The 22,802-nt window shown below is 65.4% G+C and carries 16 protein-coding genes; 3 read left to right on the top strand and 13 right to left on the bottom strand.

Annotated elements, in window-relative coordinates:
• The first annotated feature begins 14 nt into the window (after positions 1-14).
• Positions 15-1,403 carry an L-serine ammonia-lyase gene (locus tag B3P22_RS06545; RefSeq protein WP_275546345.1) on the top strand — a complete coding sequence of 463 codons (1,389 nt, stop codon included), beginning with the start codon at positions 15-17 and terminating at the stop codon, positions 1,401-1,403.
• A 620-nt stretch (positions 1,404-2,023) separates the two neighbouring features.
• Here B3P22_RS06545 and B3P22_RS06550 read toward each other — a convergent pair.
• Positions 2,024-3,676: a BCCT family transporter gene (locus tag B3P22_RS06550; RefSeq protein ID WP_296270415.1), complete on the bottom strand. Its 1,653-nt coding sequence runs from the start codon at positions 3,674-3,676 to the stop codon at positions 2,024-2,026.
• Between the two features lie 339 nt (positions 3,677-4,015).
• The gene (locus tag B3P22_RS06555; RefSeq protein WP_296270416.1) at positions 4,016-5,683 is read right to left on the bottom strand and encodes a BCCT family transporter; all 1,668 of its coding nucleotides are present in this window, start codon (positions 5,681-5,683) and stop codon (positions 4,016-4,018) included.
• Positions 5,684-5,965: 282 nt separating this feature from the next.
• Between B3P22_RS06555 and cls the strand changes: the two genes are divergently transcribed.
• A complete protein-coding gene (gene cls / locus B3P22_RS06560) occupies positions 5,966-7,411 on the top strand; it encodes a cardiolipin synthase (RefSeq protein WP_296270417.1) in 1,446 nt (481 codons plus the stop codon).
• 107 nt (positions 7,412-7,518) lie between these two features.
• On the top strand, positions 7,519-8,250 hold the full coding sequence (locus tag B3P22_RS06565; RefSeq protein ID WP_296270418.1) for a substrate-binding periplasmic protein: 732 nt from the start codon (positions 7,519-7,521) through the stop codon (positions 8,248-8,250).
• A 3-nt stretch (positions 8,251-8,253) separates the two neighbouring features.
• Here the strand turns inward: B3P22_RS06565 and B3P22_RS06570 are convergent, their stop codons facing one another.
• From B3P22_RS06570 to B3P22_RS06620, 11 genes are all read right to left on the bottom strand, one after another.
• Positions 8,254-8,766, bottom strand: a complete 513-nt coding sequence (locus tag B3P22_RS06570) for a DUF3617 domain-containing protein (RefSeq protein ID WP_275546340.1) — start codon at positions 8,764-8,766, stop codon at positions 8,254-8,256.
• 232 nt (positions 8,767-8,998) lie between these two features.
• Entirely contained in the window at positions 8,999-9,406 is a 408-nt protein-coding gene (locus tag B3P22_RS06575; protein WP_017363488.1) for a DUF1850 domain-containing protein, read from the bottom strand.
• Positions 9,403-11,430 (bottom strand): TRAP transporter permease, encoded by a 2,028-nt coding sequence (locus tag B3P22_RS06580; protein ID WP_296270419.1) that lies wholly within the window; start codon positions 11,428-11,430, stop codon positions 9,403-9,405. Before B3P22_RS06580 ends, B3P22_RS06575 begins: the two co-directional genes overlap by 4 nt.
• A gap of 243 nt (positions 11,431-11,673) precedes the next feature.
• Entirely contained in the window at positions 11,674-12,627 is a 954-nt protein-coding gene (locus B3P22_RS06585; RefSeq protein ID WP_197859406.1) for a TAXI family TRAP transporter solute-binding subunit, read from the bottom strand.
• 510 nt (positions 12,628-13,137) lie between these two features.
• A complete protein-coding gene (locus B3P22_RS06590; RefSeq protein WP_197859405.1) occupies positions 13,138-14,478 on the bottom strand; it encodes a sigma-54-dependent transcriptional regulator in 1,341 nt (446 codons plus the stop codon).
• A 252-nt stretch (positions 14,479-14,730) separates the two neighbouring features.
• Positions 14,731-16,482, bottom strand: coding sequence for an ATP-binding protein (locus B3P22_RS06595; RefSeq protein WP_296270420.1), 1,752 nt, complete (start codon positions 16,480-16,482; stop codon positions 14,731-14,733).
• A 40-nt stretch (positions 16,483-16,522) separates the two neighbouring features.
• Entirely contained in the window at positions 16,523-17,707 is a 1,185-nt protein-coding gene (gene cfaB, locus B3P22_RS06600) for a C17 cyclopropane fatty acid synthase CfaB (protein WP_296270421.1), read from the bottom strand.
• Between the two features lie 74 nt (positions 17,708-17,781).
• Positions 17,782-18,789, bottom strand: a complete 1,008-nt coding sequence (locus B3P22_RS06605) for a FecCD family ABC transporter permease (RefSeq protein WP_296270422.1) — start codon at positions 18,787-18,789, stop codon at positions 17,782-17,784.
• Positions 18,786-19,814, bottom strand: a complete 1,029-nt coding sequence (locus B3P22_RS06610; protein ID WP_296270423.1) for an ABC transporter substrate-binding protein — start codon at positions 19,812-19,814, stop codon at positions 18,786-18,788. The genes B3P22_RS06605 and B3P22_RS06610 overlap by 4 nt, the downstream gene beginning before the upstream one ends.
• Positions 19,814-20,581 (bottom strand): ABC transporter ATP-binding protein, encoded by a 768-nt coding sequence (locus B3P22_RS06615; protein ID WP_296270424.1) that lies wholly within the window; start codon positions 20,579-20,581, stop codon positions 19,814-19,816. The genes B3P22_RS06610 and B3P22_RS06615 overlap by 1 nt, the downstream gene beginning before the upstream one ends.
• Positions 20,581-22,632 (bottom strand): TonB-dependent receptor, encoded by a 2,052-nt coding sequence (locus B3P22_RS06620; protein ID WP_419096421.1) that lies wholly within the window; start codon positions 22,630-22,632, stop codon positions 20,581-20,583. Before B3P22_RS06620 ends, B3P22_RS06615 begins: the two co-directional genes overlap by 1 nt.
• Between the last annotated feature and the right edge of the window lie 170 nt (positions 22,633-22,802).

The following is a 22,802-nucleotide window of genomic DNA, read 5'->3' on the forward strand; positions in this document are numbered from 1 at the left end:
AGAAGAATTCCGCCATGGCTATCAGCGTTTTCGACCTGTTCAAAGTGGGTATCGGCCCGTCCAGCTCTCACACCGTCGGCCCGATGCGCGCCGCCGCGCTGTTCACCCACGCCCTGGAAAACCACGAGCACATGCCCAAGGTGGCCCGTGTGGTCGCCGAGCTGTATGGCTCGCTGGGCGCCACCGGCAAGGGGCATGGCAGCGACAAGGCGGTGCTGCTCGGCCTCAGCGGCCATGAGCCGGATACCGTCAACGTCGATCAGGTACCCGAGTACATCGACACCATCCGCCGCGACAAGCGCATCGTCCTGGCCGGCAAGCACTCCGTCGCCTTCGACGAGAAGGCCGACCTGAAGATGTTCCGCAAGGCGCTGCCGCTGCATGCCAACGGCCTGCGCTTCGCTGCCTTCGATGCTGCCGGGATTCAGGTGCACGAGGCCACCTATTACTCGGTCGGCGGCGGCTTCGTGGTCAGCGAGGCGGTGCTGGCCGATGGCAGCAAGCAGAAGATCATCGCCCCGGATGCCACTACCCTGCCGTTGCCATTTCGCAGCGGCGCAGATCTGCTCAAGCTGACCCGCGAGCACGGCATCGGCATCGCTGAAGTGATGCGTCGCAACGAGCGCCACTGGCGCAGCGACGAAGAGACCGATGCCGGTCTGCTGAATATCTGGAAGGTGATGCAGGCCTGCGTGGATCGTGGCTGCCGCACCGAGGGCATCCTCGCCGGCGGCTTCAAGGTCCGCCGCCGCGCCGCCATCCTGGCGCGCAAGCTGGGCGGCTTCCAGCGCAGCTACATCGAAGATCCGCTGCGCATGCTCGACTGGGTCAACCTCTGGGCGCTGGCCGTGAACGAAGAAAACGCCGCAGGCGGCCGCGTGGTCACCGCGCCGACTAACGGCGCCGCCGGTATCGTCCCGGCGGTGCTGCACTACTACGCCAACGCCATCTCCGGCGCCAACGAGCGCGGCATCATCGACTTCCTGCTGACTGCCGGCGCCATCGGCATTCTGTACAAGGAAAACGCCTCGATCAGCGGCGCCGAAGTGGGCTGTCAGGGCGAAGTGGGCGTGGCCTGCTCGATGGCCGCCGGCGCGCTGTGCGCGGTGCTGGGCGGCACCCCGGAGCAGGTCGAGAACGCTGCCGAGATCGGCATGGAACACCACCTGGGCCTGACCTGCGACCCGGTCGGTGGCCTGGTGCAGATTCCCTGCATCGAGCGCAACGCCATCGCCTCGGTGAAGGCGATCAACGCCGCGCGCATGGCGCTGTACGGCGACGGCGCGCACTACGTGAGCCTGGACAAGGTGATCAAGACCATGCGCGAAACCGGGGCCGACATGCTGACCAAGTACAAGGAAACCGCTCGCGGTGGTCTGGCGGTGAACATCGTCGAGTGCTGATACCCGCGTAGCGACGCAAACGCCCCGGTTTATCCGCAATGCTGTTCACATAAGAAACGGTGTAATGCGATCAGTCCCCTCGCCCCTCCGGGGAGAGGGTTAGGGAGAGGGGGAACTGGCGGTTTTGCATCGCTCCAGCCCTCTCCCCCAGCCCCTCTCCCATAAATGGGAGAGGGGAGCCAAGCGCGTACAACCTTAAGCGAACAGCATTGCCGGTTTATCCGGGGCGTTTTTGTTTCCAGCGAAGGTTGATATCGCCCTCTGGCGTTAACGCATGCTTCAACTTGCTCCCGCTTGAGAAAGTCCCACGGGCAAAACCTCCGCGCGAGCCTCAACAGCATGCAGTGCAATGGCCGCAGCAAGGCATGACTACACTTACGCTACATGCGCTGATATTGATGGTTCTCTTCGACTCACGCATCGTCCTGCCGCAAGCCTACCCCTCGATCAGCCCCTGACGGCCGATCACCCGCCGTTAGGGTCATCGCGGCTACCCTGACTCCGGCCTCGTAAAGACGCGTTGCCATGGGTTTTCAAGGCTCACAAACGACGACGCCCCTATCGTGCGATAGGGGCGTCGTTGTCGTGCTAGGGCCGCCTATGGCGGCGCGGCGTCACGCTTAGCGCGGTTCGCTCATCAGCCCTTTGACGATCGCCACACAGCCGACCAGCAGCACGAGGGTGAACGGCAGTCCGGTAGACACCGCCATGGCCTGCAGGGCCACCAGGCCACCACCCAGAAGCAGGGCGACCGCCATCGCACCTTCCATGACTACCCAGAACACCTTCTGCGAAGCCGGCGAATTGATCTTGCCGCCCGCGGTGATGGTGTCGATCACCAGCGATCCGGAGTCCGAAGAGGTGATGAAGAACAGCACGACCAGGACGATCGCAGCAAAGGAACTAATAGCGCTGATCGGCAACTGATCGAGCATGACGAACATCTTCAGCTCCAAGGCTGCCTGTTGCAGCTCGGTCAGGCCACCGAGGGCTTGGTCCAACGCGGTACCGCCAAAGGTGGTCATCCAGATCACCGAAACCAGCGTCGGCACCAACAGCACGGCGGTGAGGAACTCGCGTACGGTCCGGCCACGGCTGACGCGGGCGATGAACATGCCGACGAACGGCGACCAGCTGATCCACCAGGCCCAGTAGAACGCGGTCCAGCCCTGGCTGAAGTTGGCGTCTTCACGAGCGACCGGGTTGGACAGCGCCGGCAGGTACTGCAGGTAGGCGCCGAGGTTGTCCAGCACGCCGCTCAGCAACATTGCGGTCGGGCCGGCAACCAGCACGAACAGCAGCAGCACGATGGCCAGGCCCAGGTTGATCTCGGACAGACGCTTGACACCCTTGTCCACACCGGCCAGTACCGAGCACAGCGCGATCAGGGTGATGACGGTGATCAACAACACCTTGGTGGTGGTATCGGCGGGCAGGCCGAACAATACGTGCAGACCGGCGGTGGCCTGCTCGGCACCCAGGCCGAGCGAGGTGACCAGACCGAACAGGGTAGCGAACACCGCCAGAATGTCGATCAGATGCCCCGGCCACCCCCACACACGCTCACCGAGCAGCGGGAAGAAGATCGAGCGGAACGACAGCGGCAGCCCCTTGTTGAAGGCGAACAGCGCCAGGGCCAGCGCAACGATGGCGTAGATCGCCCAGGGGTGCAGGCCCCAGTGGAAGATGGTGGCCGCCATGCTCAGGCGCGCCGCTTCCGCCGCGTTACCGGCGGCGGCGTCCAGCGGAGCCCAGTCGGTGCGAGCGCCGCCCTCCCCGACAGCCACCCCCGCCAGCGAAGAGTCGAAGTGCGACATGGGTTCGGCCACGCCATAGAACATCAGGCCGATGCCCATACCCGCCGCGAACAACATGGAGAACCAGGACGCGTAGGAATAGTCCGGTCGCGCCAGCGTGCCGCCGAGGCGCACCTTGCCCAGTGGCGAGACGATCAGGCCCAGACACAACAACACGAAGATGTTCGCCGAGCCGATGAAGAACCAGGACAGGTTCACTGTCAGCCAGTCACGCACGGCTTTGAACAGCGGTTCCACCTGGTCGTGCATGGCCAGCGCCAGCACGACGAAAATGAATGCAGTGACCGCCGATATCAGGAATACCACCCCATGGATATCGAGATTGACCAGATAACGGCCACGAATGTTGTCCTGGCCAACCACATAATCGGTGTCGATGAGATTGGCTGCGCCACTGGGGGCGGGAATACCGTCTACGGATGAGTCGTTCTTGCGTGATACGGGGCCTTGGCTCAAGGGGCTGCTCCTTCTTGTTTTATTCGCGAGCAATGCGGCGACCGCCGCTGCTATACGCGGAAGCTGACGCTATCAGAAGGAAAATCGGCCCTGCGCTGCGGAAACGTCGCGGTTTTTCCCGATAACGACTGAGGGTGCGAAAGGCGCAGGGGACGACAAAAAGACGTCTGCCGGTGTTCTGGCGCTTTGACCGGAAAATGGGCGCCATGCTGGTCGGCAAAGGATGTCGCCTGCGCTTGCCGATGTCGCTGAGGGGCTGTCCAGGCGTCAGCTGCAAAGATGGCGACCATAAAAAAGCGCGCCCATGGGCGCGCTTCTGGACAAGATGAACAGCAAGCGTCAGCGCGGCTCGCTCATCAGTCCCTTGACGATGGAAATGCAGCCCACCAGCAGCACGATGGTGAACGGCAAGCCGGTCGACACGGCCATTGCCTGCAACGCCACCAGGCCGCCGCCGAGCAGCAGGGCGATGGCGATCACGCCTTCGATGCTGGCCCAGAACACGCGCTGCGGTACCGGCGCGTTGACCTTGCCACCGGCCGTGATGGTGTCGATCACCAGCGAACCCGAGTCCGACGAGGTGATGAAGAACACCACCACCAGCACGATGCCGATGAACGAGGTGATGGCGGTCAGCGGCATCTCCCCGAGCATGCTGAACAGCTTCAGCTCCAGGCCTGCGTCCTGCGCACCGGTGAAACCATCGACCAGCAATTGGTTGATGGCGGTACCGCCGAAGGCGGTCATCCACAGCACCGACACCAGCGACGGTACCAGCAGCACGGCCATGAGGCACTCACGCACTCTGCGGCCACGCCTGACGCGGGCGATGAACATGCCCACGAACGGCGACCAGCTGATCCACCAGGCCCAGTAGAACGCGGTCCAGCCCTGGCTGAAGTTGGCGTCTTCCCGACCGACCGGGTTGGCCAGTGCCGGCAAATACTGCAGATAGGCGCCGAGGTTCTTGAAGAAGTCGGTGAAGATCACCAGGGTCGGCCCGGCGATGATGATGAACAACAGCAGAGCCATGGCCAGGCCCATGTTGATCTCCGACAGACGCTTGACCCCCTTGTCGAGGCCGGCGACCACCGAAGCCAGCGCGATCAGGGTGATGGCGACGATCAGCAGCACCTTGGTGGTGTCCGTCGCCGGGATGCCGAACAGGTACTCCACACCCGCAGCCGCCTGCTCGGCACCCAGTCCCAGCGAGGTGACCAGCCCGAAGAGGGTGGCGAACACCGCGAGAATGTCGACCACATGGCCCGGCCAGCCCCACACGCGCTCGCCGAGGATCGGGTAGAAGATCGAGCGGATCGACAGCGGCAGGCCCTTGTTGAACGAGAACAGCGCCAGCGCCAGGGCGACGATGGCGTAGATCGCCCAAGGGTGCAGACCCCAGTGGAAGATGGTCGCAGCCATGCCCAGGCGCACGGCTTCCTCGGCGTTACCGGCAGCGCCGCCGAGCGGCGCCCAGTCGGTACGCACACCGTCCTCGCCAACGGTGACTCCACCCAGCGCCGCGCTGTAGTGCGACATGGGTTCGGACACGCCGTAGAACATCAGGCCGATGCCCATACCGGCGGCGAACAGCATGGAGAACCAGCCCATGTAGGTGTAGTCGGGCGTCGCGTCCTTGCCGCCGATGCGCACCTTGCCCAGCGGCGAGAGGATCAGGCCGAGACAGAGCAGGACGAAGACGTTCGCGGCACCGATGAAGAACCAGGCCATGTGATGGGTGAGCCAGTCGCGCACACCGCTGAACAGCGGTTCGATCTGGTTCTGCAGAGCCAGGGCGAGAATCACGAAGATCACCGCGACCAGCGCGGAGATGGTGAAAACCTTGCCGTGGATGTCGAGGGCGAAGATGAACTGCCCTTTGATGTTGTCCTGACCGATGACGTAATCGGTATCGATCAGATTGGCTTCACCGGTCGGTGCCGGGATGCCTTCTTGGGTTTCCGCTGCGGGTGGCGGGGTCGTGTCATGCGAAGGGACGTTTCCCATACGTGGCGTACTCCTTGATGCGTTTGACTCGCTAGACGAGCGTGAACAGGACGGATGCCCTCCTCCAATTAAAGACGACCGACAAGTGGGTCGAAGTAGAAAGGGTAACACATGAATTCCGCTCACTCAGACTCACAGACACATGAGAGTTGCGAATGATTCCCTAACGGCTGGCATTTTGCCCGACACTGCCATTCGTCCAGCCGCCGTGGCAGCATGGCGACGAACGCTGCGCAACCCCCATGGTCAGCTGCACACAATCCGTGCAAAGGAAGACCCCGCATGCCTGCGGATTTCGGCATTCCCAACCTGTTCGGTTACCTGATCGCCACCATTCACGCCCTCGGCGTCCTGGCCGCGATACACGCCGTGCTGACCGTGCGCACGGCACAAGGCGCGCTGGCCTGGGGGCTGTCGCTGTTCTTCATGCCCTATCTGACGCTGCTGCCTTACCTGGTTTTCGGCCGCAGCCGCTTCGACGCCTACGTCAAGGCGCGGCGCCAGGCCGACAAGGAAATGCGCCAGGCCATGGCCGAACAGGACTGGCGCCCCTGGGTCGAGGAAGCCAAGGCGGCGCACCTATCGCCCGCGTATGATCGCCTGCGTGCATTGCCGCGCCTGTCGCACCTGCCCGGCCTGACCGGCAACCGCGTCGAGTTGCTGATCGACGGCGAGGCCACCTTCGAGGCGATCTTCAGTGCGCTGGCCAGTGCCCAACAGACGATCCTCCTGCAGTTCTTCATCATCCGTGACGACGCCCTCGGCCAACGCATGCGTGACGTGCTGCTGGAGCGCGCCGCCGCTGGCGTGCAGGTTCACGTGCTGTACGACGGCGTCGGCAGTCATACGCTGCCGCGCGCCTATATCGACAGCCTGCGCCGGGGCGGCGCGCAGGTGCATGCGTTCCCCACCCGCGCAGGGCTGCTCAATCGCTTCCAGCTGAATTTCCGCAACCACCGCAAGATCGTCGTGGTCGATGGCGAGATCGGCTTCCTCGGCGGGCTCAACGTCGGCATCGAATACCTCGGGCAGAAGCCGCCGCTGGCGCCATGGCGCGACACCCACGTGGAGGTACGCGGGCCGGTGGTGGCGAGCCTGCAGGAAGCCTTCGCCGAGGACTGGTACTGGGCCTGCCAGAAACTGCCGCCAATGCTGATGCCGAGCAAGCAGGACGAGCCCGGCCAGCTCTGCCAGGTGATCGCCAGTGGCCCGGCGGACCCGCAGGAAACCTGCTCGCTGCTGTTCGTCGAAGCGATTCACGCGGCGCGCGAACGGATATGGCTGAGCAGTCCCTACTTCGTCCCCGACGAAGCACTGTTCGCCGCCCTGCGCCTGGCGGTGATGCGCGGCGTGGACGTACGCCTGCTGCTGCCGGCGCGAGCTGACCACCACATCGTCTATGCCGCCTCCAGCCTGTATGCCTTCGAGGCGTTGCGCGCCGGCGTGCGCATCTTCCGTTATCAGCCCGGCTTCCTGCATCAGAAGGCGCTGCTGATCGACCACGACGCCTGCGTGCTGGGCAGCGCCAACCTGGACAACCGCTCCTTCCGCCTGAATTTCGAAGCCAACCTGCTGACCTTCGACGAGGCCTTCAACGCGCAAGTGGCGCACATGCTGGAAGAGGATTTCAGCCGCTCACGCGAGCTGGTCAACGCCGACCGGCGCGAACTGCATCGCCTGCAGCAACTGGGCATGCGCGTGGCGCGGCTGATTTCGCCGATCCTCTGATACCACGCCGCGGCGATGCTCGAGCAGGAAATTTTGTGCGGGCTGCGCGGCGCGGCTATGGTTAGCGGAGCCAGCCGCTGTTCGCTGTCAGCGAGACCCCGCCTGCCATGAAAAGACGCCATGCCCTGCTACTCAGCCTGTGCCTGTTCGCTGCGCCCGTCGCGGCGCAGGAGGAGTTTCGCGTCGGCGTCGAACTGCAGCCCTATCAGCCTTACTCCGATGTACAGGACGGCGAGTACCGCGGTTACGCCCGCGACCTGCTGGATGCCTTCGCCGCCGAGTACGGCTATCGCTTCGTCTATACGCCGCTGCCGGTGAGGCGGCTGCTCAGCGATTTTCTCGCTGACCGGGTCGACCTCAAATTTCCCGATCATCCGCAGTGGAATGCCGATCAGAAAGCCGGCCACAACGTCCACTACAGCCATCCGGCAGCACCGTATATCGACGGCATTCTGGTCAAGCCGCAGCATCTGGGCCAGGGCATGCAGCGCATCGAACTGCTCGGCACGCAGAACGGTTTCACGCCCTGGCCCTATCTGCCGGAGATACGCACCGGGCGTATCCAGCTGATCCAGGCCAATCAGATCGAATCGCTGTTGCGTATGGCCGGCAGCGATCGCGTCGATGCGGTCTATCTCAACCCCAAGGTCGTCGCTCACCAGTTGGAGCAGATGGGCATGGCGGCGGGCAGCCTGGTGTTCGATCCACAGCTGCCCCACGTGGAGGACCATTACTACCTGTCCAGCATCCGCCACCCGCAGCTGATCGAGGCGTTCAACCGCTTCCTCGCCGAACGGGCCGAGCAGGTCGCGGCGATACGCTTACGCCACGGTCTGTGAGGTCTAGCGCTTCAGGGCAGCACAATCCGCCCCGACCCAGCGCGCACGGCTTTCCATGCTGCTCGGCTGGCCGTTGTAGGTGCCCTTGACCTGGGTGGTGAACTCCTTGTCGCTGACGAAGCGCGTTTCTCCTTCGCCCTGAGCCTGCGGGCAGGTGAAACGGAACTTCCACACCGCCGCGCTGCGTTCGAGAATCTCGTTGCTGCAGCCTGAGTCGGGATCATGCAGGGGGATTTCCTGGGCCTCGATCTGCTCGGCGGTAAGACACATCTGCACGCCGCCGGCGCCGAGCTTGATGCCCTGCTCGGCCATCATGTCCTCCATCATCTGGCGCTGCTCGGCTGGCAGGTTCTGCATCTGCCCGAGCATTTCCTGCATGCCGGGCATGGCCCGGCCGCCCACCTGCATGTTGTGCGAGCTGACCTCCCAGACGCCGGGCTGAATATCCAGGGCGCTGGCCAGAGTGGGCGATAGACAGAGGGCGAGCGGTAGAACGGAACGCGAGAGGATGCGCATGACAGGTCTCCTGAGCGGATAATGGGCCAGGCCGATGGTACCTCGGGGCACCAGGGCGTCGGGCCGCCACTCCGATAGGAGGCGCGCCCCGCGGCGATTTGGACAGTGCATAAGCGCATAAGATTCGCGCCGCGCAGACGAACAAAACCCCCACAGGCTCGCGCCGCATGGGGGTTTCCTTCTTTTGGTCCAGCACTTGTGGCGCCGGGAACATGGGCTCGCTCTGGCGAACCTAGCCCGCGTCAGCCGCGGGGGAGCTCAGCTCACAGCTCCAGAGTTCCAACGCCGGCTGGCTCGCTTTTGGCGGGCCGAGCCAGTCGCTCATCGGGCGACAACGCTGGTCGATACACAGTTGATAATCCCCGGCTTCGGGCGTACGCCCGACTCGCAGGGGTTGCAAAGGCGGTAGCTGACGCTGGTAGTGCCAGCTGCCATTGCGCAGTTCGGCGCCGTCGGGAATTTCCATTCCGGCGCCGGAACCCTTGACCCGCGCCTCACCGAGAACCAGGCCCTCGGCGGTGACGCGGTAATCCTCTTCCCAGCGGATCTTCTCGATGGTGTGGGTCCAGGCCAGGGTGAAGGCCGGCGTGGGCAGCTCTGCCCACACTGCACCGGCCAACCCCAGGCACAGGCCGATCACGCCGTCGCTGCCTCGGCGCGACGAGCGCGCCAGAAGTGCTGAGCGATGAAGATGGCGCTGAGGGCGAAGCCGATTTCGTCACTGATCGGGGTGGCGAGAATCAGGCTGGCGCCGGCCGCCAGACCCAGGATGCGCTCCCACCAGGTCAGCTTGGCCTGCAGGAAACCAGTAAACACTACGCCCCAGATGCCGATGGCCAACGCGGCTTTGAACAGCACGTAGAAGGTCGCCAGCAGGCTGTCGCCCTGCAGCATCAGCGCCGGCGAATACACCGCCATGTAGGGCACGACGAAGCCGGCCACGGCGATACGCACGGCCCACAGGCTGATCTTCAGGCCGCGCTCCTTGGCGATCGGCGCGGCGGCGAAGCAGGCCAGCGCCACTGGCGGCGTGAGGTCAGCCATGATGCCGAAGTAGAAGACGAACATGTGCGAGACGATCAGCGGCACGCCCAGTTCCAGCAGCGCCGGCGCGGCGATCGAGCTGGTGATGATGTAGTTGGGGATGGTCGGAATGCCCATGCCCAGCACCAGGCAGGTGAGCATGGTCAGCACCAGCGACAGGAACAGGTTGTCCTGGCCGATGGCGAGGATATAGCCGGCGAAGGTGGAGGCCACACCGGTCAGCGACACCACACCGATGATCACGCCGACCAGGGCGCAGGCGATACCGACTGGTACGGCATGACGCGCACCTTCGACCAGCGCGTGCAGGCACAGGGTCAGGGTTTCACGACCACCTTTGACGAACCAGCAGACTGCCACCAGCGCGGCGATAACACCGAAAACCACGCCGATACCGAGCTGGAAGAAACCGGCGCAGAGCACGCCCAGGGCGATCCAGAAGGCGAAGCGCATGACCTTGGAGGACACCCGCAGGATGATCGCCGAGCCGAGGATGACCATGGCGGTCAGCGCCAGGCCGACGGTACCGGAGAACAGCGGGGTACGGCCGGAGAACAGCAGGTAGATGAGGATGAACAGCGGGATCAGCAGGAACCAGCGCTCACGCACGGCCTTCCACGGATTCGGGCATTCGTCCTTGGGCAGGCCGCGCAGGTTGGCGCGCTTGGCTTCCAGGTGGACCATCCAGAACACCGAGCCGAAGTACAGCAGCGCCGGGATCAGCGCGGCCTTGGCCACCTCAATGAACGGCACGTTGATGGTCTCGGCCATGATGAAGGCCACGGCGCCCATGATCGGCGGCATGATCTGGCTGCCCATCGACGAAGTCGCCTCGACACCACCAGCGAAGGCCGGCCGATAACCGAAGCGCTTCATCAGCGGGATGGTGAACTGGCCGGTGGTGACCACGTTGGCCACGCCGGAACCGGTGATGGTGCCCATCAGTGCCGAGGACACCACCGACACCTTGGCCGGGCCGCCGACCTTGTGGCCGAACAGGCCCATGGCGAAGTCGGTGAACAGCTTGATCATCCCGGCCTGCTCGAGGAAGGCGCCGAACAGGATGAACAGGAAGATGTAGGTGGCCGACACGTAAGTCGGGGTGCCGTACAGGCCTTCGGTGCCGAACGACAGCTGGTTGACGATCTGGTCGAGGCCGTAGCCGCGGTGCATCAGGTCGCCCGGCAGGTACTGGCCGAGCATGCCGTAGGCGAGAAACAGCGCGCAGATGATCGGCAGGGCGATGCCCATGACCCGGCGCGCAGCCTCGAACACCAGCACGATCAGGGTCAGGCCGACGATCATGTCACTGGTGGTCATGTCACCGGAGCGCTGGATCAGGTCCGCCTCGAAGTACCACTGGTAGATGGCCGTGGCCATGCCGGCCAGGCCCAGCAGCCACGCCAGCGGCTGCCACGGGCGGCCCTTGCCGAGCCCGGGAAAGCTGATGAACACCAGCAGCAGCAGGAAGCCGACGTGCACCGCACGCAGCACCTGAGTCGACACCGGGTGAAAGGCCGCGGTGAATATCTGGAAAATGGAAAACAGCAGGGCGACGGCAAAAAGCGCCTTCGGCCAGTCGGACGGGCTGGAAGCCAGGCCGTTGTCTTGTTCACTCATGGAGTGCAAACCTCATGACTACTTCGATTGCGGTGACAGAGTCGCCAACAAAACCCACCGCCCTGTGAACGCCGGTTTTATTCGCGATTCTGGGGACCCTGTCCGTTCCGATCTTTGCTCTGTAGGAGCGGATTCATCCGCGATTTCCTCGCGAACATCGCGGATGAATCCGCTCCTACAACAGCAGTATCGGCGTCGATACAGAGCAAGCAGGCCGCGGCGCACGCCACGGCCCGCCCTGCATCAGAGCGCGCCAGCTTCCTTGTAGAAGCGCTCGGCACCCGGGTGCAGCGGGATCGGCAGGTTCTTGGTAGCGGTGTCCAGCTTGATGTCCTTGGCCGCGGAGTGGGCGGTGCCCAGGCGCTCGAGGTTGTCGAACATCAGTTTGGTCATCTGGTAAGCCACTTCGTCGGAAACGCCTTCATGGGTGACCAGGATGTTGGTGATGGCGACGGTGGGTACGTCGGCGTCCTGACCGTCGTAGGTGCCGGCCGGAATGGTGGCGGCCTCGTAGGCGGCGTTGTCGATCTTCGCGGTGACGTCGGCCGGGATGGCGACGAAGCTGATCTTCATGGTCGAAGCCAGGTCACGAATGGCTGCCATGCCCAGGCCGGAGGACTGCAGGGTGGCGTCCAGCTGACGGTTCTTGATCAGCTCGACCGACTCGGCGTACGGCAGGAACTCGACCTTGCCCATGTCCTTGTAGGTCAGACCGGCAGCTTCGAAGATGGCGCGGGCGTTGAGCTCGGTACCGGACTTCGGTGCGCCGACGGAGATGCGCTTGCCCTTGAGGTCTTCCAGGGTCTTGATGCCGGACTCGGCGTTGGCAACGATCTGGATGTAGTTCGGGTAGGTACCGGCGATAGCGCGGATCTTCTTCAGCGGTGCCTTGAAGCCGGCGTCTTCAACGCCATTCCAGGCATCGGCGACCGAGTCACCGAGGGCGAAGGCCAGCTCGCCACGACCGGCCTGCAGCAGGTTGAGGTTTTCCACCGACGCCTTGGTCGCCTGGACCGAGGTTTTGGAACCTTCGATGCCATTGCTGTACAGCTGCGAAAGGGCTACGCCGATCGGGTAGTACACACCGCTGGTACCGCCGGTGAGCACGTTGATGAAGGTCGGGGCAGCGAGGACTGCGGTGCTGGCAGTGATGGCCGCGGCAGCGGCGAACAGGCTGAGTTTCTTGGTCAGTCGCATGGAAATATCTCCGTCGTTGTTATGGCTTTATGCAGAGTTTCACTCTAGACGACGCCACCGAGGCGGCATCGGCGGTGCGCGATCAGCGGCGCAGGGTGCAGCGTAGGACAAGAACCGCGGCAGGCGCGGTGGGGAGGCGGCCCATGCAAAGCAGCGAGTGCGGCATGGCGCGAGGGGCATGGCAGTTCATGGGGCTGACCTCTTGTCGTTGTTATGGTCGCCGCGTCGGCAAGATGCTGCGCGGCTACAACGGACATAGCAGATGCCGTGCCAGAGCCTGAAAAGCCCGAGATAAAGGGCTCTTATCTAGAGACCATAGGGTCACTGAGCGGGAAACCGCTTACACCCGAACAGTCATAAGCAAAAATCCGCTTATCGAATAACCCGAACGCAATCCGGGAAATCGGTGTGCAACCTGCTCCCGGATTTCATCCGGCTACGACTGATCCGCCAGCCCCCTGGGGCGCACCGGCTGGTTCGAGGCCAGGCACGCTACATACGCTGTGCCGACTACTCCTCACCGCCCGGCAGGTAATCACCGCGCGCCAGGCCGTGGCGCTGCATTTTCTCGTTGAGCGTACGACGCGGCAGCTGCAGCACGTCCATCACCGCGGCGATATTGCCCTGGCATTGCAGCAGGGCGTTGTGCAGGCATTGCGCCTCGAAAGCCTCCATCTGCTGCGCCAGCGCCTGGCCGGCGAAGCGCTCGGCTGGCGGCGGGCTGGACAGGCCCAGAGCATGACGCTCGGCGGCGTTGATCAGCTCGCGGACGTTGCCCGGCCAGTCATGCCCGAGCAGACGCGCCAGCTCGCTCGGCGCCAGCGGCGGCGCTTCGCGGCCATGACGTTGCGCGGCCTCGTGGGCGAAATGCTCGAACAGCAGGGGGATGTCCTCGCGCCGTTCGCGCAACGGTGGAATGTGCAGGGTGGCGACGTTCAGGCGATACACCAAGTCCTCGCGGAAACGCCCGGCCTTGACCTCGTCGAGCAGATCCGGCTTGGCCGCGCTGATCACCCGCAGGTCGACCTGGATGCTCTTGTTCGAGCCCAGGCGTTCGAGGGTCTTTTCCTGCAGAACGCGCAAAAGCTTGACCTGCTGCGCCAGCGGCAGACTCTCCACCTCGTCGAGGAACAGGGTGCCGCCGTCGGCATGCTCGATGCGGCCGATGCGCTTGGCCTGGGCCCCGGTGAAGGCGCCGCTCTCGTGGCCGAACAGCTCGCTTTCGAAGATGGTCTCGGGAATCGCCGCACAGTTGAGAGCGGCGAAGGCCTTGCTCGCGCGCGGGCTGAAATCGTGCAGGCTGCGCGCCACGCGCTCCTTGCCGCTACCGGTCTCGCCGCGGATCAGCACGTTGACCGAGGTGCCGGCCAGTTCAAGGATCTGCCGGCGCAGGTTTTCCATGGGCCGCGAAATGCCGATCAGCTGGCTTTCGATGCGGCCCTTGTTCGCCACCTGCTGGCGCAACTGGCGGTTCTCGCAGACCAGGCGGCGCTTGTCCAGGGCACGGCGCACGCTGTCGAGCAGGCGCTCCGGGGTAAAGGGTTTCTCGATGAAGTCATAGGCGCCCTGACGCAGTGCCTGCACCGCCATGGGCACGTCGCCGTGGCCGGTCACCAGGATCACCGGCAGATCGCTGTCGATCTGCAGCAACTTGTCGAGCAGTTGCAGACCATCGCTGCCGGGCATGCGCACATCGCTGACGACAATGCCGGGAAAGTCGCGGTCCACCACCGCCAGGGCTTCGGCCGCGCTGGCGCAGGTACGCACCTGAAAACCGGACAGCTCCAGCCACTGCTGCACCGCTTCGCGAATCGCCGCTTCGTCGTCGACCACTATGACCTGAGCGCTCATGGCACCTCCTGTTCAGAACGGCGGGCAGTGTAGCCCGGATGAAATCCGCTGAGGCAACCTGCGGCATCAGGATGAGAACCCGTAGGAGCGGCTTTAGCCGCGATAGCTACGCCTGCATTTCGCGGCTGAAACGGAATGCCGCCCAGCAGCTCCTACAAAGGCTCGTCGTGGATGACGCTTCACCCATCCACCGTGACCTTGCAACCTTGGTGGATGAAAACAGCGTCATCCACCCTACCCGTTAACAGGCGGTCAAGGCGCTGCCGGCAGCCGCAGCGTGAAAACCGCACCCAACTCGCCGTTGTGCGCCTCCAGGCTGCCGCCGAGATCGCGCACGATACCGTAGGACACTGCCAGCCCGAGCCCCAGACCCTGCCCCACCGGCTTGGTGGTGAAGAAAGGTTCGAACACGCGGCCGAGGGTTTCCTCGGCGATGCCGCCACCACTGTCCTCGACGCTAAGCAGGCAGCTGTCGTCTTCACGGGCGATGCGTACCAGCAGGATGCGCGGCTCGCTATCGGCCATGGCATCGAGGGCGTTGTGCAGCAGGTTGAGCATCACCTGTTCGATGCGAATGGCATCGCCGAGCACTTCGGCCTCGGCGTCGACCTGCGTGCGCAACTCCACCTGCTCGCTGCGCATGCGTGGCGCCAACAGTTGCAGGGCCTGCTCCAGCACGTCGCCCAGACCCAGGCGCTCGCTGAGGCCGGCCGGGGTTTTGCGGGCGAAGGTCTTGAGGTGACCGGTCAGCGCGGCCATGCGTTGCAGCAGGCCGTCGATACGCTGCAGACCGTCACGCACCGCCTCCGGCCGACCGCTGTCGAGCAGCAGGCGCAGGCTGCCGAGCTGCATCTGCAGGGCGGTCAGGGGCTGGTTGATCTCGTGCGCCAGGGCCGCCGACATCTGCCCCAGCGCGGCCATCTTGGCGGCATGCACCAGCCCGTCCTGGGCCTCGCGCAGCTCGGCGGTGCGCAGCGCCACCTCGCGCTCCAGGCGTTCGCGAATACCGGCCTGCAGGCGCTGGTTCTTGCGCCGCTGGGCGAGGAACAGCAGCAGGAAGGCCAAGGTCATCCACACCCCGGCGGCGGCCAGGCGATAGCTACGCACGCTGTCGGCCAGGCCGGCCGGCTCGCTGAGCAGATGCAGGGTCCAGCCCTCTTCGGGCATGTACAGGCGCTGCCAGAGGTAGTCGCGATTGCCGTCGGGGCCATCGACGCGGGCCCATTCCGCATCGGCGTCGATCTGCCGGTGCACCTGGTGCGCCAGTGGCTGCAAGGCCTGCTCGGCGTAGCGGCGCACTTGCACCAGCTCGGCAAGCGCACGCTCGTCGAGCGCCTGCAAGGCGCGGAACCGCCAGATCGGCTTGTTGCTGAGGATCACCACCTGATAGCTGTCGGCGACCAGCAGCACACCGGGCTGGCCGACCCATTCGCGCTGCAGCTCTTCCAGCTCCAGCTTGACCACCAGCACACCGAGCAGCTCGCCGTCGTCGCCACGCACCACATGGGAGAGGAAGTAGCCGGGAATCCCGGTGGTCACGCCCACCGCGAAGTAGCGCGCGCCGCCATCGCGCACGGCGTTCTGGAAATACGGGCGAAAGGCGTAGTTGTTGCCGACGAAGCTGCTCCAGTCCCGCCAGTTGCTGGCCACCAGAGTTTCACCCTGGGCATCGAGCAGGTACAGCACGGTAGACCCGGCTGCGGCATTGAGGCGCTCCAGGCGCTGGTTGAGCGCCAGGCGCAACTGGCGATCATGCGGCGCGCGCAGCAGGGTGCGGATGTCGCTGTCCAGCGCCAGCACCTCGGGCACCGAGCTGAAGCGTTCGACCAGCGTGCGGATGGATTGGGCGTAGAGCTGCAGCTGCCCGCGCGCCTCGACGCTGCGCTCGTCCCAGGCACGCCGCTCGGCATAGCGTCCGCCCAGCCACAGGCTCAGCAGCAGGCCAGCGACAATCGCCAGCACGGTGAACAGGACGCGGTAGCGGGGGCGCAGCGACAGGGGCATGGGCGGCTCGCGGGATCAAGACGAGCCGCATGTTACCCCATCAGCTGTAAAGATCAGCGCGGGTCCACGGCAGATCGTGGCCGCCATCGTCGCGCGGCTTCACCGCAAGGATCTGGTGCAGGTTCATCCAGCCGTGCTGGAAGCCATAGGCGCAGCCGGCCAGGTACAGGCGCCAGATGCGCAGGGACTTTTCCGGCACCCACTGCGCGGCTTCCTGCAGTCTTCGCTCCAGCCCCTGGCTCCACAGGTGCAGGGTGCGCGCATAGTGCAGGCGCAGGCTTTCCACGTCGACGATCTCCAGCCCGGCCTCGCTGATCGCCCTGGCCATGGTCGCCAGGTGCGGCAGCTCGCCCTGCGGGAACACGTAGCGGTCGATGAACTCGCCAGCGCCACGGCCCACCGGGCGGCCATCGGTGAAGCGCGAGGTGATGCCGTGATTCATCACCAGACCGCCGGCCCTGACCGCACCGAACAGCCGCTCGCAATACAGCGGCAGGTTGGCGTGGCCGACGTGCTCGAACATGCCGACGCTGACCACCTTGTCGAAGCGGCCATCCTGCGGCAGGTCGCGGTAGTCGAGCAGCGCCAGGGTCACCCGCGCTTCCAGGCCCTCTTCGGCCACCCGTTGCCGGCCCAGTTCCAGCTGAGCCTGGCTGAGGGTGATGCCGTAGACCTCAGCCTCGAACTCCCGCGCGGCGAAGCGCGCCAGGCCACCCCAGCCGCAGCCCACGTCGAGCAGCCTGTCACCCGGCTGCAGGCGCAGCTTGCGGCACAGGTGGCGCAGCTTGCCCTGCTGGGCCTGGTCGAGGTTCTCCTGGCCGGTTTTGAAGTAGGCGCAGGAATAGACCATGTCGCGGTCCAGCCACAGGCGGTAAAAGTCGTTGGACAGGTCGTAGTGATAGCGGATGGCCTCGGCGTCGCTGCGCTTGTCGTGCGCGGCGTAAGGCTCGACAGGTGCGGATTGGTCGCCGAGCAGCGCGGTGCTCAGCGCATCGCCCACCTCGATGGCGTCCTCGATGGGGCCTTCCAGATCGACGCGGCCTTCGACATAGGCGGCGCCCAGTGCATCCAGGCTGGGGTGGGCCAATTGGCTGACCAGGCTGGGGTCCTTGACCACCAAAGTCACCCGCGGCCTGGGTCCCAGGTCGATCTGATTGCCGTCCCACAGTTTCAGGCGCAGCGGAATTTGCAGATCGCGAAACGCGGTGGGTAATTGCGCCAGCATGATCAGCCCTCCTCCCCAGCCATGGAGTCTCAAGCAGATGACTTGACCGGCCTGCCCAGGTTCGATTCGGGCGACTAGCGGCGCCTGAGCAGCGCGACGAAGAACACCCCGCCGATGGCGGCGGTGACGATGCCGATGGGCAGGTCCTGCGGCGCCAGCCAGGTGCGCGCGGCGACATCGACCCAGACCAGGAACAGCGCTCCCAGCAGCGCCGCCACCGGCAGCAGGCGACGGTGCTCGGCGCCGACCAGAAAGCGCGCCACGTGCGGCAGCATCAGGCCGACGAAGCCGATGGCGCCGGACAGCGACACCAGCACGCCGGTGAGCAGCGACGCCGCCACGAATACCAACAGGCGCACGCGGCGCGGCTCCAGACCGAGGCTCACCGCGCTCTGCTCGCCGGCCATCAGCGCGTTCAGCGCGCGGCCCAAACCAAGCAGCACCGCCAGTGCCAGGGCCAGACACAACGCCGGCAGCCAGAGCAGCTCCCAGCGCGCCAGGCCAAGGCCGCCGAGCATCCAGAACAGCACCGAGCTGGCCGCATGCGGGTTGCCCAGATAGAGCAGCAGGTTGCTTGCCGCCATCATCACGAAGGACACCGCCACCCCGGCCAGCAGCAAACGGTCGCTGTGCAGACGGCCACTGCGGCTGGCGATGGCCAGCACCAGCAGCATGCTCGCCAGCGCACCGACGAAGGCCGCCAGCGGCAGACTGAGCAGCCCGGCGAACTCGCCCAGGTAAAGCACCACCACCACCGCACCGAAGGCGGCGCCGGAACTGACGCCAAGCAGGTGCGGGTCGGCCAGCGGATTGCGCGTCACCGCCTGCAGCACCGTGCCGACCACCGCCAGCCCGGCGCCCACCAATGCGCCGAGCAGCACCCGCGGCGCGCGCAACTGCCAGACGATGCTGTCCTGGCCGACGCTGACCGGCGTTTCGGCAGTGATGCCGAACAGGTGCCGGGCAAGGATCGCCAGCACCTGCTCCAGTTCGACCCTGGCCGCACCAAAGGCCAGCGACAGCGCACAGGACAATGCCAGCAGCACGGCCAGGCCAACCAGCAACAGGCGATAACGGCTCACTGGTCGAAAGCCTCGGGATGCAGCGCGGCGGCCAGGGTTTCGATGGCGGCGGCGTTATCCAGGCTCGGCGTGACCGCCAGATAGGGCAACACCACGAAGCGTTTCTCACGAACCGCCGTCACCCCCTGCAGCGCCGAGTGCTGCAGCAGGAAGTCGCGCTTCTGCGCCGCGGTGCGCTCGCCATAGTCGACGATCAGGATCAGCTCCGGGTCCTGCTCGACCACCGACTCCCAGCCCACCTTCATCCAGTTGGCCGCCACGCTGTCCATTACGTTGCGCCCACCGGCCGCCTCGATCAGCGGCTGCGGCATGCCCAGGCGCCCGGCGCTGAAGGGCACATCCTCGCCGCTGTCGTAGACGAATACGCGCGGCCGTGCCGGCGCTTCGCCGAGGCGCGCCTGCACTGCCGCCACGCGTCGCTGCATGCCCTGCACCAGTTCATCGGCGCGCGACTCGACGGCGAAGATGCGACCGAGGTTGCGCAGGTCGCCGTAGACATCCTCGAGACTGGCGACACGGCCGGGCGACACGTGCGCGCAGGACTCGCTCAATTCGTACACCGGGATATCGAAGCGCGCCAGGCTGGCCGGGGTGACCTCGCCGCCGATGCGCATGCCGTAGTTCCAGCCGGCGAAGACGAAATCGCTGCCGGCACCCAGCAGGTTCTCCAGCGACGGGTAGCGCGCGGCCAGCTCCGGCAGGCCGTCGAGTTGCTCGCGCATGCTGGGATCGAGGGTCTTCCAGCCGCTGATGCCGGTGTAGCCGGCCATACGCTCCTTCAGCCCCAGGGCCAGGAGCATGGCGGTCATGTTGACGTCATGGCTGACCGCCCGCTGCGGCGGCCGCTCGATGGTTACCTGACGGTCGCAGCTGGTGACGGTGGCGGACCAGACGGGGCTGATCAGCCCTAACAGGATTACACCAACGAGTGTAGGAGCGAGCTTTGCTCGCGAAGCTTTTGTCTTTTCCCAGGATTCGCGAGCAGAGCTCGCTCCTACAGGTTCAGCCGTGCGTAAACGCTTCATCAAACAATCCAGGTAATGCGCGGATGACCGGCCAGTGGATGGGTATCGACCAGCGCCTGCAGGCCGAACACCCGCAGCAGCAGCTCGGTGGTCAGCACTTCGGCGGGCGTGCCGATGGCCACCAGACGGCCCCCGTCGAGCACGCAAAGGCGGTCGCAGAAGGCCGCCGCCAGGTTCAGGTCATGAAAACTGGCCAGCGTCGCCAGGCCCAGCGCCTTGATCTGGCCAAGCAACTCGAGCTGGTAACGCGGGTCGAGGTGGTTGGTCGGCTCGTCGAGGATCAGCAATTGCGGTTGCTGCACCAGGGCGCGGGCGAGCAGCACGCGCTGCTTCTCGCCGCCGGACAGGCGGGCGAAGGGCTGCTGCGCCAGGTCGCTCAGACCGACGCGGGCCAGCGCCTCGTCGACCAGGCGTCGATCCTCGGCATCGTCGCCGTCGAACAAACCCTTGTGCGGCGTGCGGCCCATGGCCGCCACCTCCTGCACGCGCAGACCGAAATCCTGCGGAAACTCCTGCAGCACCACCGCCACGCGCTGTGCGCTCCAGCGCGGCGGGCGCTGCCACAGCGCCTCGCCGTCCAGCTCGACATCGCCGGCGCTGGGCCGCTGATAGCGATAGGCGCAGCGCAGCAGGCTGGTCTTGCCGCTGCCGTTGGGGCCGATCAGCCCCACCAGCTCGCCGTTGCCGACCGCGAGATCGATGCCGTCGAGCAGCCGCCGCTGCCCATCCGCGGACCAGGCCAGTTGGCGCAGGCGAAGACGATCCATCAGAAGCTGTAGTCCGCAGTGACGAAGAACGAGCGTGGCGCGCCCAGATACCACTGCTGGCCGTCGCTGCTGGCACTGCTGGCGTATTGGCGGTCAAACAGGTTGTTCGCCTCCAGGCGCAGGCGCAGATCCCTCAGCACCTGCCAGCCAATGTTGGCGTCGACCACGGTGTAGCCAGGCACCTTGGCGGTGTTGGCGCTGTCGGCGTAGCGCGCATCGACATAACGCGCGCCAATGCCGGCGTCCACGCCGCTGCCCAGGTCCTTGTTCAGCCACAGGTTGGCGGTGCGCCTGGGCACGTTGGTCGGGCGATTGCCGCTGCGGTCGCCGCCACCTTCGACGAAGTCGTCGTATTCGGCCCGCACCAGGGCGGCGTTGGCCGACACCTGCCAGCCCTGACCCAGCGCCAGCTCCAGCGTCGCCTCCAGACCATCGGAGGATTGCTGGCCGATCTGCTCGGTGGGCGCAGCCGGGGTTTCGCGGCTGAGCAGCTTCTTCTTGACGATGTGATAGGCGGCCAGCGTCCACTCGCCCTGCCCACCCCAGAACGCCTGCTTGAGGCCAATCTCGGTCTGCCTGGCTTCGCTCAGGTCGAACTGCTGCTGGCTCGGGCTGAGGGTCAGCAGGTTGCTCACGCCTTCGCTGCTGGTGGCGTACTGGCCGTACAGCGACAGCTCGGGGGTCAGCGCGAAGACCAGGCCGGCGCGCCAGTTGTCGCCGCTCAGGCTACGGTCGGCGCGGCTTTCATCGACCAGATCGTCGCGCTGGATGTGCACCTGGTCGCGACGCACGCCGGTGACCAGCGACAGGCGCTCGGTGAGCTGGGTGCGGTTCTCGGCGAACAGCGAGAACTGCCGCGCCAGGTTGCGCTCGCGCGGGCCGTAACCGAGCGGATCGGTGCTCTGGTACTGGCCGCCACCGGAGCCGGCCAGCGGCACGCTGTCGCTGAAGCTGCTGGCGAAGTCGTGCTGGCGGGCGAAGTGGATGCGGTTGTAATCGACACCGACCACGGTGCGGCTATCGAGGCCGAACAGGGCGTGATCCAGGGTAAAGGTCTGGCGGTCGCCGATCTGCTCCTGGGTGTGCTTGATCCGGTAGAACTCGCTGCGCTCGACCGTATCGCCCGGCTGCCAGCGATAGGCCTCAGCATTACGCCAGTAGCGCTGGGTCTTGATGTAGTAGAGCTGGTTGCTGGCACTGAGCGCATCGTTGATGCGCCAATCGCTGACCAAGCGGGTGATCTGGTCGTTGTAACGGATATCGGCGTCGGCGACGTTGTAGTTGCGCTCACGCAGGCTCTCACGGTACTTGCCATCGACCAGCGGCGTGCCGAGGTAACGCATCGGGTTCTGGTCGCCATGGTCGTGGGACAGGGTGAAGCTCAGGTCGTCACTGGCGTCCCAGCGCAGGGCGGCGCTGATCGCCACGCTGTCCGAATCCCCCCGGTCGACCCAGCCATTGCTGGCCTGCTGGTTGACGTTGAAGCGATAGCTCAGCGCGTCGCTCAGCGAACCGCCGCTGTCCAGCGCCGCCTGGCGACGGTCGTCGCTGCCGTAGCCAAGGCGCAGCTGATTGCGGATCTCGCCCGCGAAGGGCTTCTTCGGCACCACGTTGATCACCGCGCCGGTGGCGCCCTCGCCGTAAAGCACCGAGGCCGGGCCGCGCAGTACATCGATGCGCGCCACCGACCAGGTGTCCGCCGGGAAAGTCACGGTGCCGGCACCGACGTACTGGCGGGTGCCGTCGTAAAGCTGCATGGTCGCCGAGTGGCCGGTGAAGCCACGCGCCGAGAGCGCCGTGCCGCCATTGCCGGGGGTGCCGATATCGCTAATGCCGGGCGTGCGGGTCACCGCATCCTGCACCGTCAGGTTGTTGCGCCCGCGCACCTCGGCGCCGCTCAGGCTGGTGGTGCTGGCCGGGGTTTGCAGGGCCGAAAGCTCCAGACGCGAGCCGCTGCTGGTGGGCGTATGCAGGTCGCTCTCGCCCTCCTCGGCGGCCTTGGCGTGGACGGTGAGCTCGGGCAGGTCGACGGCCTCGTTGGCCAACGCCATGCCACTGCAAAGCAGGGCCAGCGGCCAGGTGCAGCGAAGAACAGGGTTTTGCACGGCAGAACTTCCAGTGTTGCGCGGAGAATCGAGGGACGAAATGTTACTGTTATAACATAACATTATCGACATTCGCAGCCTGGAAAGCAGCCGTACGGGTTCTGCGACCGAAACGC

The organism is Pseudomonas sp. UBA6323 (genome assembly GCF_002439135.1).
In the GTDB taxonomy this organism is placed as follows: Bacteria; Pseudomonadota; Gammaproteobacteria; order Pseudomonadales; family Pseudomonadaceae; genus Aquipseudomonas.